Origin of the sequence: Streptomyces sp. NPDC056628 (assembly GCF_042792555.1) — a bacterium.
GTDB lineage: Bacteria > Actinomycetota > Actinomycetes > Streptomycetales > Streptomycetaceae > Streptomyces.
The window spans coordinates 23,887-35,385 of the sequence record NZ_JBHTWG010000033.1 but is presented as its reverse complement, the minus strand read 5'-3'; the positions used below and the strand labels follow the sequence as shown (position 1 = coordinate 35,385).

At 71.2% G+C, this 11,499-nt stretch carries 9 protein-coding genes; 3 read left to right on the top strand and 6 right to left on the bottom strand.

The window, feature by feature from the left end:
• The first annotated feature begins 54 nt into the window (after positions 1–54).
• Both ACFRAC_RS29475 and ACFRAC_RS29470 read left to right on the top strand, forming a co-directional pair.
• Positions 55–657, top strand: a complete 603-nt coding sequence (locus ACFRAC_RS29475) for a DUF4383 domain-containing protein (protein WP_382934397.1) — start codon at positions 55–57, stop codon at positions 655–657.
• Positions 658–662: 5 nt separating this feature from the next.
• Complete coding sequence (locus ACFRAC_RS29470) at positions 663–857, top strand: DUF6480 family protein (protein ID WP_382934394.1); 195 nt, start codon at positions 663–665, stop codon at positions 855–857.
• 6 nt (positions 858–863) lie between these two features.
• Here ACFRAC_RS29470 and ACFRAC_RS29465 read toward each other — a convergent pair whose 3' ends face one another.
• The 3 genes from ACFRAC_RS29465 to argG all read right to left on the bottom strand — a co-directional run bounded on the left by ACFRAC_RS29465 (position 864) and on the right by argG (position 4,298).
• On the bottom strand, positions 864–2,393 hold the full coding sequence (locus tag ACFRAC_RS29465) for a helix-turn-helix domain-containing protein (RefSeq protein ID WP_382934391.1): 1,530 nt from the start codon (positions 2,391–2,393) through the stop codon (positions 864–866).
• 65 nt (positions 2,394–2,458) lie between these two features.
• Complete coding sequence (locus tag ACFRAC_RS29460; RefSeq protein ID WP_382934387.1) at positions 2,459–2,656, bottom strand: DUF4236 domain-containing protein; 198 nt, start codon at positions 2,654–2,656, stop codon at positions 2,459–2,461.
• 187 nt (positions 2,657–2,843) lie between these two features.
• The gene (gene argG, locus ACFRAC_RS29455) at positions 2,844–4,298 is read right to left on the bottom strand and encodes an argininosuccinate synthase (RefSeq protein ID WP_382934383.1); all 1,455 of its coding nucleotides are present in this window, start codon (positions 4,296–4,298) and stop codon (positions 2,844–2,846) included.
• Positions 4,299–4,570: 272 nt separating this feature from the next.
• Between argG and acnA the strand changes: the two genes are divergently transcribed.
• Positions 4,571–7,288, top strand: coding sequence for an aconitate hydratase AcnA (gene acnA / locus ACFRAC_RS29450; RefSeq protein ID WP_382934377.1), 2,718 nt, complete (start codon positions 4,571–4,573; stop codon positions 7,286–7,288).
• A gap of 94 nt (positions 7,289–7,382) precedes the next feature.
• On the opposite strand, the gene ACFRAC_RS29445 is transcribed toward acnA, so the two are convergent.
• From ACFRAC_RS29445 to ACFRAC_RS29435, 3 genes are all read right to left on the bottom strand, one after another.
• Positions 7,383–8,729: a VWA-like domain-containing protein gene (locus ACFRAC_RS29445; protein ID WP_382934373.1), complete on the bottom strand. Its 1,347-nt coding sequence runs from the start codon at positions 8,727–8,729 to the stop codon at positions 7,383–7,385.
• Complete coding sequence (locus ACFRAC_RS29440; RefSeq protein WP_382934369.1) at positions 8,726–9,961, bottom strand: AAA family ATPase; 1,236 nt, start codon at positions 9,959–9,961, stop codon at positions 8,726–8,728. Before ACFRAC_RS29440 ends, ACFRAC_RS29445 begins: the two co-directional genes overlap by 4 nt.
• Positions 9,962–10,082: 121 nt before the next feature.
• A complete protein-coding gene (locus ACFRAC_RS29435) occupies positions 10,083–11,453 on the bottom strand; it encodes a hypothetical protein (protein ID WP_382934364.1) in 1,371 nt (456 codons plus the stop codon).
• Between the last annotated feature and the right edge of the window lie 46 nt (positions 11,454–11,499).

The following is an 11,499-nucleotide window of genomic DNA, read 5'->3' as shown; positions in this document are numbered from 1 at the left end:
GCTCAAATAATTCTCATACGCATCCAAAGAACGCATTTAGGGCGAAAAAGGGGCATGAAGCTCAAAGACGAACTGCCCGTCGATCACCATCTGGCCAGCGTCTACCGGTACGGCGCAGGCTTCTGCGGCGTCGTCCTGCTGGTCTTCGCGGGACTCGGCTTCGCCGACGCGCTGAGCCCGTTCGACACGGCCGGCGACACGATCGTCGGCATGACCACCAACGTCGCCCTCAGCGTCATCTCCACCGTCGTCGGTCTCGCGCTGCTCGCCGGCGCGGTGGTCGGCGGCAACTTCGCCTCCGTCCTCAACATGACGGTCGGCGCGCTCTTCGTACTGAGCGGCTTCGCGCACGTCTTCGTACTGGACCGTCCCGCCAACATCCTCGACTTCGGCATGACCAACGTGATCTTCAGTTTCGTCATGGGACTGATCATCGCCACGTTCGGGATGTACGGGCGGGTGTCCAGCAAGCTGTCCCACGACAACCCGTACTGGCAGCTCCGGCACCCGAAGCAGGCGGCACGCGAACGCGAGGCGGCCGCCGCCCTCCCGGACCCAGGGTGGGAGCGTCACCTGCTGCCCGCCACGCAGAGTCCCGAGGGCACTGGCGACGGGCGGACGCCCGAATGGCGCCCGCCTACGAGAGGAAAGCGGTGAGCAACGTGACCGAACCACTCAACAGGCCGACTGAGACGCCCCCCGCGGAGGGCTCGATCGCCGAGGCGCACGAAGAACGTCCGGACGGTGGCGTCTGGGAGCACCCGTACTTCTGGCTCGCCCTCGTCCTGATCGGATCCGTGCTCATCGCCGGATTCTTCCTGCTCCGCTTCCTCGATCTGGTGGCACCGGTGTTCTGAGAGCTCTCAGATGTCCCGGAAGATCTCGATCTGCGCCCCGATCAAGTTCAGCCGCTCCGCCAGGTCCTCGTAACCGCGGTTGATGACATACACGTTGCGCAGTACGGACGTGCCGTCCGCCGCCATCATCGCCAGCAGCACGACCACGGCGGGGCGCAGGGCCGGCGGGCACATCATCTCGGCGGCGCGCCAGCGGGTCGGGCCCTCCACCAGAACGCGGTGGGGGTCCAGGAGCTGGAGGCGGCCGCCGAGGCGGTTGAGGTCGGTCAGGTAGATGGCGCGGTTGTCGTAGACCCAGTCGTGGATCAGGGTCTTGCCGGACGCGGCGGCCGCGATGGCCGCGAAGAACGGCACGTTGTCGATGTTCAGGCCGGGGAACGGCATCGGGTGGATCTTGTCGATCGGCGCCTCCAGCTTGGAGGGACGGACCGTCAGGTCGATCAGCCGGGTGCGGCCGTTGTCGGCGAAGTACTCGGGGGTGCGGTCGTGGTCGAGGCCCATCTCCTCCAGGACCGCCAGCTCGATCTCCAGGAACTCGATCGGTACCCGGCGCACCGTCAGTTCGGACTCGGTGACCACGGCGGCGGCCAGCAGGCTCATCGCCTCGACCGGGTCCTCGGACGGCGAGTAGTCGACGTCGACGTCGATGGTCGGCACACCGTGCACGCTCAGCGTGGTGGTGCCGATGCCCTCCACCCGGACGCCGAGCGCCTCCAGGAAGAAACAGAGGTCCTGGACCATGTAGTTGGAGGAGGCGTTGCGGATGACGGTGACGCCGTCGTGCCGCGCGGCGGCCAGCAGCGCGTTCTCCGTCACGGTGTCGCCGCGCTCGGTCAGTACGATCGGCCGGTCGGGCCGTACGGACCGGTCGACCATGGCGTGGTACTGACCCTCGGTCGCCGCCACGTCCAGGCCGAAGCGGCGCAGCGCGATCATGTGCGGCTCGATGGTGCGCGTACCGAGGTCGCAACCGCCCGCGTAGGGCAGCTTGAAGTGGTTCATGCGGTGCAGCAGCGGGCCGAGGAACATGATGATCGACCGGGTGCGCACGGCGGCCTCGGCGTCGATCGCGGCCATGTCCAGCTCGGCGGGCGGCACGATCTCCAGGTCGACGCCGCCGTTGATCCAACGGGTGCGCACGCCGATGGAGTTGAGGACCTCGAGGAGGCGGTAGACCTCCTCGATCCGGGCCACCCGGCGCAGCACTGTGCGCCCCCTGTTGAGCAGGGAGGCGCACAGCAGCGCCACACACGCGTTCTTGCTCGTCTTGACGTCGATGGAACCCGACAGCCGACGTCCGCCGACGACCCGGAGATGCATCGGACCGGCGTATCCCAGGGACACGATCTCGCTGTCCAGGGCCTCGCCGATACGGGCGATCATCTCAAGGCTGATGTTCTGGTTGCCGCGCTCGATGCGATTGACGGCGCTCTGAGAGGTGCCGAGCGCCTCGGCGAGCTGCGCCTGTGTCCAGCCACGGTGTTGCCGGGCGTCACGGATGAGCCTGCCGATGCGTACGAGGTAGTCGTCTGCCATGAGGCTGAGGCTATCTCACATATGAGATGGCACCCCTCAGGGGGGTCCATTCGGGTGACGGGCCGTCAACGCCCCTTGGCGGAACGGGTGCGCCGCCATCCGAAAGGACCGGGCAAATCCATCGATGTCGTACGACGTCCGGTGCTGCTGTGGGTGTGTCGCGGGCCGTTCTTGCCGCCCGTGGTGATGGACCAGGAGCGGCGGTTGATGTTCAGCCGTACGCCCGGAAGGATCTGGAAGCTCTTGCGGAACGTGAGGGGCATGCGCGCCTCCCTTTCCAGTCGGTCTTCAGTCGGTCAGGTGTTCACCCGCTTACCCCGACTTGGCGCGCTAAGGCATGCCCGGTTCGGTTCCATGGAGAAGCGCACGGGAAGGGCCCGGTACGACGCGCCGTGCGTCGTACCGGGCCCTTCGCGGGTCCGTCCCCTGGTGCCGGTCGGTCCCTGCCGGTCAGTCCGTGCCGGACTCCATCGCGGCGCGGTCCAGCAGCGCGTCCTCCTCGGACACCTCGCCGCGCGAGGCGATCGCCTCGGCGCCGCCCTCGGGCAGCTCCGGCATGGTGCCGATGAGGCCGGTCGCGGCGGCCTGGGAGGCGCCGATGGTGGGGCTGCCGGTGCCGATCAGACCGAGGCCGACGTACTGCTCCAGCTTGGCGCGGGAGTCGGCGATGTCGAGGTTGCGCATGGTCAGCTGGCCGATGCGGTCGACGGGGCCGAAGGCGGAGTCCTCGGTGCGCTCCATGGAGAGCTTGTCCGGGTGGTAGGAGAACGCGGGGCCCGTGGTGTCGAGGATCGAGTAGTCCTCGCCGCGCCGCAGCCGCAGCGTCACCTCGCCGGTGATCGCGGCGCCGACCCAGCGCTGGAGCGACTCGCGGATCATCAGTGCCTGCGGGTCCAGCCAGCGGCCCTCGTACATCAGCCGGCCGAGCCGCCGGCCCTCGCTGTGGTACTGGGCGAGGGTGTCCTCGTTGTGGATCGCGTTGACCAGCCGCTCGTACGCGGCGTGCAGCAGGGCCATGCCCGGCGCCTCGTAGACGCCGCGGCTCTTGGCCTCGATGATCCGGTTCTCGATCTGGTCGGACATGCCCAGGCCGTGGCGGCCGCCGATGGCGTTGGCCTCCATCACCAGGTCGACGGCGGAGGCGAACTCCTTGCCGTTGACGGTGACCGGGCGGCCCTGCTCGAAGCCGATCGTCACGTCCTCGGTCGCGATGTCGACCGACGGGTCCCAGAACCGGACGCCCATGATCGGCTCGACGGTCTCGATGCCGGTGTCCAGGTGCTCCAGAGTCTTGGCCTCGTGGGTGGCGCCCCAGATGTTGGCGTCGGTGGAGTACGCCTTCTCCGTGGCGTCCCGGTACGGCAGGCCGTGGGCGACCAGCCACTCCGACATCTCCTTGCGGCCGCCGAGCTCGGTCACGAAGTCCGCGTCCAGCCAGGGCTTGTAGATCCGCAGGTGCGGGTTGGCGAGCAGGCCGTAGCGGTAGAACCGCTCGATGTCGTTGCCCTTGTAGGTCGAGCCGTCGCCCCAGATCTGGACGTCGTCCTCCAGCATCGCCCGCACCAGCAGGGTGCCGGTGACGGCGCGGCCCAGCGGCGTCGTGTTGAAGTACGCGCGCCCGCCGGAGCGGATGTGGAACGCGCCGCAGGTGAGCGCGGCCAGCCCCTCCTCGACGAGGGCCGCGCGGCAGTCGACCAGACGCGCGACCTCGGCGCCGTAGGCCTTGGCGCGGCCGGGCACCGAGGCGATGTCGGGCTCGTCGTACTGGCCGATGTCGGCGGTGTAGGTGCACGGGACGGCGCCCTTGTCGCGCATCCAGGCGACCGCGACCGAGGTGTCGAGACCGCCGGAGAAGGCGATGCCGACCCGTTCGCCGGTGGGCAGGGAGGTGAGGACCTTGGACATAGGAAGAGTATGCATCATCTCGCATGGTCATGCAATGAGGGCCCGCGTGACTCCGGGTGTACGGGCTCGCCGCACCCCAGGGCATGACCATCCGGGCCCCATGTACTAGAGTTATCTCGACATCGAGATATCTGCCGAGGTGCACCGCAGCCGCGCGGCGCGGCCGTCCGTACGGTAAGGGTTACCTAAGTTAGCCCTACCTTAGTGGATCGGCCGACAGGTCGTCGCGGCAGGATCGTGGTGGTACGCGCACATCAATGAAGGAGACTGTCGTGTCGGCGAACAGCTTCGACGCCCGCAGCACGCTGCAGGTGGGCGACGAGTCGTACGAGATCTTCCGGCTGGACAAGGTCGAGGGCTCCGCGCGCCTCCCTTACAGCCTGAAGGTGCTGCTGGAGAACCTCCTCCGCACCGAGGACGGCGCGAACATCACCGCCGACCACATCCGCGCCCTGGGCGGCTGGGACTCCCAGGCCCAGCCGTCGCAGGAGATCCAGTTCACGCCGGCCCGCGTGATCATGCAGGACTTCACCGGCGTGCCCTGTGTCGTGGACCTCGCGACCATGCGTGAGGCCGTCAAGGCCCTCGGTGGCGACCCGTCGAAGGTCAACCCGCTCTCGCCGGCCGAGATGGTCATCGACCACTCCGTCATCGCCGACAAGTTCGGCACGTCCGACGCCTTCAAGCAGAACGTCGACCTGGAGTACGGCCGCAACAAGGAGCGCTACCAGTTCCTGCGCTGGGGCCAGACCGCCTTCGACGACTTCAAGGTCGTCCCGCCGGGCACCGGCATCGTCCACCAGGTGAACATCGAGCACCTGGCCCGCACGATCATGGTCCGCGGCGGCCAGGCGTACCCCGACACCCTCGTCGGCACCGACTCGCACACCACCATGGTCAACGGCCTCGGCGTCCTGGGCTGGGGCGTCGGCGGCATCGAGGCCGAGGCCGCCATGCTCGGCCAGCCGGTCTCCATGCTGATCCCGCGCGTCGTCGGCTTCAAGCTGACCGGTGAGCTGCAGCCCGGCACCACCGCCACCGACCTCGTGCTCACCATCACCGAGATGCTCCGCAAGCACGGTGTGGTCGGCAAGTTCGTCGAGTTCTACGGTGAGGGCGTCGCCGCCACCTCCCTGGCCAACCGCGCCACCATCGGCAACATGTCGCCCGAGTTCGGCTCCACCGCCGCGATCTTCCCGATCGACGCCGAGACCATCAACTACCTGAAGCTGACCGGCCGCTCCGAGCAGCAGCTGGCGCTCGTCGAGGCCTACGCCAAGGAGCAGGGCCTCTGGCTGGACCCGAAGGCCGAGCCGGACTTCTCCGAGAAGCTGGAGCTCGACCTCTCCACGGTCGTCCCGTCCATCGCCGGCCCGAAGCGCCCGCAGGACCGCATCGTCCTCGCGAACGCCGCCGAGCAGTTCAAGCAGGACGTCCGCAACTACGTCACCGACGAGTATGAGGCCAGCAAGGAGTCCTTCCCCGGCTCCGACGCCCCGTCGACCATCCCGAACGGCGCCCCGTCCAACCCGGTCACCGTGACCGCCCCCGACGGCTCGACGTACGAGATCGACCACGGTGCCGTGACGGTCGCCGCCATCACCTCCTGCACCAACACCTCCAACCCGTACGTCATGGTCGCCGCCGCGCTCGTCGCGAAGAAGGCCGTGGAGAAGGGCCTGACCCGCAAGCCGTGGGTCAAGACCACCCTCGCCCCGGGTTCGAAGGTCGTCACCGACTACTTCGACAAGGCGGGCCTGACGCCGTACCTCGACAAGGTCGGCTTCAACCTGGTCGGCTACGGCTGCACCACCTGCATCGGCAACTCCGGCCCGCTGCCGGAGGAGGTCTCCAAGGCCGTCAACGACCACGACCTCGCGGTCACCTCGGTCCTCTCCGGCAACCGCAACTTCGAGGGCCGGATCAACCCCGACGTCAAGATGAACTACCTGGCGTCCCCGCCGCTGGTCGTCGCGTACGCCCTCGCGGGCTCCATGAAGGTGGACGTCACCAAGGAGGCCCTGGGCGTCGACCAGGACGGCAACCCGGTCTACCTGAAGGACATCTGGCCCTCCGAGGCCGAGGTCAACGACGTCGTCGCCAACGCCATCGGCGAGGACATGTTCTCCAAGTCCTACCAGGACGTCTTCGCGGGCGACGCCCAGTGGCAGGCCCTGTCGATCCCGACCGGCGACACCTTCGAGTGGGACCCGGAGTCCACCTACGTCCGCAAGCCCCCCTACTTCGAGGGCATGCAGATGGAGCCCGCCCCGGTCACCGACATCACCGGTGCCCGCGTGCTCGCCAAGCTGGGCGACTCGGTCACCACCGACCACATCTCCCCGGCCGGCGCCATCAAGGCCGACACCCCGGCCGGCAAGTACCTCACGGAGCACGGCGTCGAGCGCCGCGACTTCAACAGCTACGGCTCCCGCCGCGGCAACCACGAGGTCATGATCCGCGGTACGTTCGCCAACATCCGCCTGCGCAACCAGATCGCGCCGGGCACCGAGGGCGGCTACACCCGCGACTTCACCCAGGACGGCGGTCCGGTGTCGTTCATCTACGACGCCTCGCGCAACTACATCGAGCAGGACATCCCGCTGGCCATCCTGGCCGGCAAGGAGTACGGCTCCGGCTCGTCCCGCGACTGGGCCGCCAAGGGCACCGCGCTCCTCGGCGTCAAGGCCGTCATCGCCGAGTCGTACGAGCGCATCCACCGCTCGAACCTCATCGGCATGGGCGTCCTGCCGCTGCAGTTCCCCGAGGGCCAGACCGCCGCGACCCTGGGCCTCACCGGCGAGGAGACCTTCTCCTTCACCGGCGTCGAGGAGCTCAACAACGGCACCACGCCGCGCACGGTCAAGGTGACCACCGACACGGGCGTCGAGTTCGACGCGGTCGTCCGCATCGACACCCCCGGTGAGGCCGACTACTACCGCAACGGCGGCATCATGCAGTACGTGCTGCGCAGCCTGCTCCGCAAGTAGGCGGTCCGCGCGCCGCGAGCAAGCGGTACGGCACGGCGGAGGGCCGCATTCCCGGAGACGGGGATGCGGCCCTCCGCCGTACGCTCACCCGGCCTCAGCCGATGGTGACGACCCGCGCCCAGGGCGGCGGGGCGTCCGGCACGTAGTCCGGGTCGTTCTCGTCCACGGCGCGGGCCGGACGCGGGAAGAGCCCGACGACCGTACGGCAGGGCGGCTGCCCGGACGGCCAGGGCGTCTGGCCGTCCGTCAGCGCGACGATCACGTCCGGGCGGGGCCGGGAGCGCAGCGCCCGCGCGAAGCCGGAGCGCAGATCCGTGCCCCCGCCGCCGATCAGCTCGAGGGCCTCCGCGCGGCAGATCGGCACGGCGATCCCGGCCGCCGCGTCGCAGGAGATCACCGAGACCAGATCCCGCCGCCCGCCCACCGCCCGCGCGATCGCCGCCACCTCCAGCAGAGCGCCGCCCAGCTCGGCGTCGCTCACCGAACCCGAGGTGTCGATCACCACGCACACCCGTGGCGGAGTGCGGCGCAGACTCGGCAGCACCACCCCGGGGACGGCGGTCGAGCGCCGGGACGGACGCCGGTAGCTGTGGTTCTCGCCCGCCCCCGGCGCCCCGGCCGCCGACCGCACGGCCGCGCCCAGCAACTGCCGCCACGGCTGCGGCGGATGGAACGCCTCGTCGGCCCACCGCCGCCACCCCTCCGGAGCCTCGCCCGGCCGGCCCTTGATGCCCTCGGCGACCCGGAAACGCACCGCGTCCCGCTGCTGCCGGGTCAGTCCGTCCGCGCCCTCGGGCCCCAGCTCCCACGGCCGTGGCTCGCCGTCGGCGCCGCCGCCGCAGTCCAGCCAGGACAGGTCCGAGGTGAGCCCGGTCATGGAGGACGTCCGCAGGTACTCCTCCATCAGCAGCCCCTCGGGCAGCCCCAGCAGCGACGGCAGCACCGCCCCGGCCGGCCGGAGCAGGCCGTCGCCGTAGATGTCGTCGTTGATCTCGAAGTCGGCGGCGATGTTCCGGCGCAACCGCTCGCCCGGCCCGTACGCCTCGTGCTCGCGCGCGTGGCGCAGGCCGCGCTCATGGTGGTCCCGGAGCAGATGGGAGACCTCGTGCACCCAGACGCCCGCCAGCTCCTCCACCGGCGTGCGGGCCACGAAGCCGGGGGAGACGTAGCAGCGCCAGTGCGCGTCGACCGCCATCGTCGGCACCGAGCGGTCCTCCACCACGTGGAGCGCGAAGAGCGCGGCGGCCAGATAGGGCCGGACCTCCACCGCGTGCAGCCGGGCGGCCATCAGCTTGTCCCGGTCGAGCGGCAGTCCGGGCGGGTGGGCGGAGTCGCGGCGCCCGGCCGGCGCCGTGGGGACCGTGACCCGTACCGGGCGCGGCGGGGAAGGCGGGGGCATCGGCCGCGGCACGGGCCGCGCGGCGTCCGCGATCCCGGTCATCGCCGTCCCTTCGGTGCCCGTGCGACCGCCACCGACCGCTCCACCCGCTCGGACAGGCCGACGACCGAGGCCAGCCGTTCCACCGCCGCCGGGACCTGCCAGTCGTCGCGCCGCACCGCGGCCAGCGCCTTGGCCGGGGCCACCAGCAGATCCGGCGCCCCCGTCTCCAGGGCGCGGACCAGTACCGCCCAGCCCGCCTCCCAGCGCTCCCGCTCCGGGCGGGCCCCCACGGCGGCCACCACCGCCTCCAGCGCGGCCTGCCTGAGGTCGCCGCGCTCGGGCAGCTCGGCCTCGTCCGGGTCGGCCAGCAGCAGCTCCGGGTCCGGCAGGTCCATCCGGTCGAGGTGGGCGAGGAGTTCCAGACCCGGCCCGTCTCCCACCGCGCCCCGCACCAGCAGCGCCAGCACGTCCCGGGACACCCCGGCCGCCGTGCCGAAGGCCAGCAGGGTCAGCGCGGCCTCCCAGCTCCGGGGCGAGGGCCAGGCCCCGCCGCGCCGCGTCTCGCTGCCGGGCAGACGGTGGATCAATGTGGGCCGCGCTTCGAGGAAGCCGCACACCGCGCGCCGGGCCAGCGCCACCGCCTCCGGCAGCCGCTCCGGGTCCAGCCGGGGCAGCTCGGCGCGGGGCCAGACCCCGCCGAGGCCGCGCACCACCACGTCCTTGTCGTGCACCCAGTACAGGTGGACGAACCGGTTGGCCAGCGGCGGGCTCAGCTCCCACCCGTCCGCCGCCGACGCGCGCGGGTTGGCGGCGGCCACGATCCTTACGCCGGGCGGCAGTTGCAGAGCGCCGACCTTCCGCTCCAGTACGACCCTGAGCAGCGCGGCCTGCACGGCCGGGGTCGCGGTGGACAACTCGTCCAGGAAGAGCAGGCCGCGCCCGGCCCGTACGAGCTCCACGGCCCACTGCGGCGGTGCCATCGGCACCCCGCGCACGGCGGGGTCTTCGCCCACGATGGGCAGTCCGGAGAAGTCGGTGGGCTCGTGGACGCTGGCGATCACGGTGGTCAGCGGAAGGTCGAGGGACGCGGCGAGCTGGGTGAGGGCCGCGGTCTTGCCGATGCCCGGTTCGCCCCAGAGCAGGACCGGCAGATCGGCCGCGACGGCGAGGGTGAGCGCTTCGAGCTGCTCGTCGGGGCGCGGCTCGGTGGCCGTGCTCCGTAGGAGCGTCAGAAGGCTCTCGGAGACGGCGAGTCGAGGATCGACGGCGGGCATGAGGGCAGGGGAGGTCATGGGCATCACCAGGTGTGTGGAGAGACAGGTGTGTGGAGAGACGCGTGTGCGGAGAGACGCGTGTGTGGAAACACACTGGGTGGAGAGAGCGGGCAGCCGTCACGGCTGAACGGGAAAGGGGTCAGGCGGCCAGGCCGGTGCGCGGCCGGGTCCGGCTGGCGCGCTTGTGGCGCCAGACGGGAGGGGTCCGCCGGCCGAGTCGGGGCGCGCCCGCGTCGGCCCCGCCACCGGCGGCGGGGTGCTCGGGGACCAGCCCGGAGCGGAACAGCCCGTGTGCGACACGGCGGGCCAAGGCCGACTCCAGCTCCTCCCGGAGCGGCCCGTCCCGCAGCACGGCACCCGGGCCGAGCAGCCCCTCGACGACGGCCAGCGCCCCGCTGACGTCACCGTGGCGCAGCCGCTCCCGGACCGCCGGCAACTGCTCGGGGCTGCGGTGCACGGCGTCGATCGCCCGCAGACAGGCCAGGGGCGGCCCGCCGAGCGCCACCAGCAGTTCCTCCCGGCGCACTTCGGCGGGGTCGTGGTCGACGGCGGTCAGCACCCCGTCGCGCAGCGCGATCCGGTGCACCTCGCCCCGGCACTCCACCCGATGCGGATCGGCGACCTCCGGAACCGGGCGGCTCACCGGTGCCGGACCGGACGCCGGGAGCGCCGCGGCGACCAGCGGATGCAGCCGGTCCGCCGCGATCAGCCCGGCCCGCAGCAGCTCCAGATCCGGCAGGACCCGTGCCGCCGCCTCCGGCAGCACCGGAAGCGCGGCCACATCCCCCGCGGGCAGCGCGAGGGGCCGCACGCCGGGCACATGACTGTCGTCGGGCGCGACGAGTTGCAGTACTGCCCGGTCCCGCGTGCCCAGCCGCACGGTGAACGCCCCACGAGGGCCGAGCCCCTCGGCCCGCAGCAGCAGCTCGGCCTCGGCGGCCCAACTCCTGCTGGCCCAGGGGGAGTCGGGGTCCTCGCCCGCACCGCAGCGGCGGGTCAGCTCGCCACTGCGCCCGGCGTCCCACAGATGCCGGTGCAGATCGAGCCGGAACCGCCGGTCCGGGTGCGGGTGCGGATGGTGCCGCCAGGGGGGCCCGCCGCCGGACTCGTCCCACAGGGACAGCGACATCCGCTGTCCGGCGTCCGCCCACGCCGGCGGCGTACGGACCACGAGGTGCAGGGAGCCCGGATAGCGGGCCAGGGAGAGGCTGAGGCCGGGGCGGAGCCGTCCGTCGGGGGCGATCCGGGGCATGTGCCAGCGCAGCAGGTCCGGCGCCAGCCGGCGCAGGTCCGCGCGGAGACGGGCGGCGAGTTCGGTGCCGTGGCGTGTGCGCACGGCGCGCAGATCGAGATCGACGTCGACGCGGGCGGCGGCACAGGCCCCGGCCCAGTCGCCGGCGAGACGCCGCGCGGTCGCGGTCTCGATCATGGACGGTGGCACGGCGTACTCGCGTACGCGCTGCCACATCGACAGGCGGGTCGGAATCGCGGGCGCGAAGTGAGGTGCCATCAGCACTCACCTTGCGCGGACGATTCCCCCAATCCACGAGAGGAGA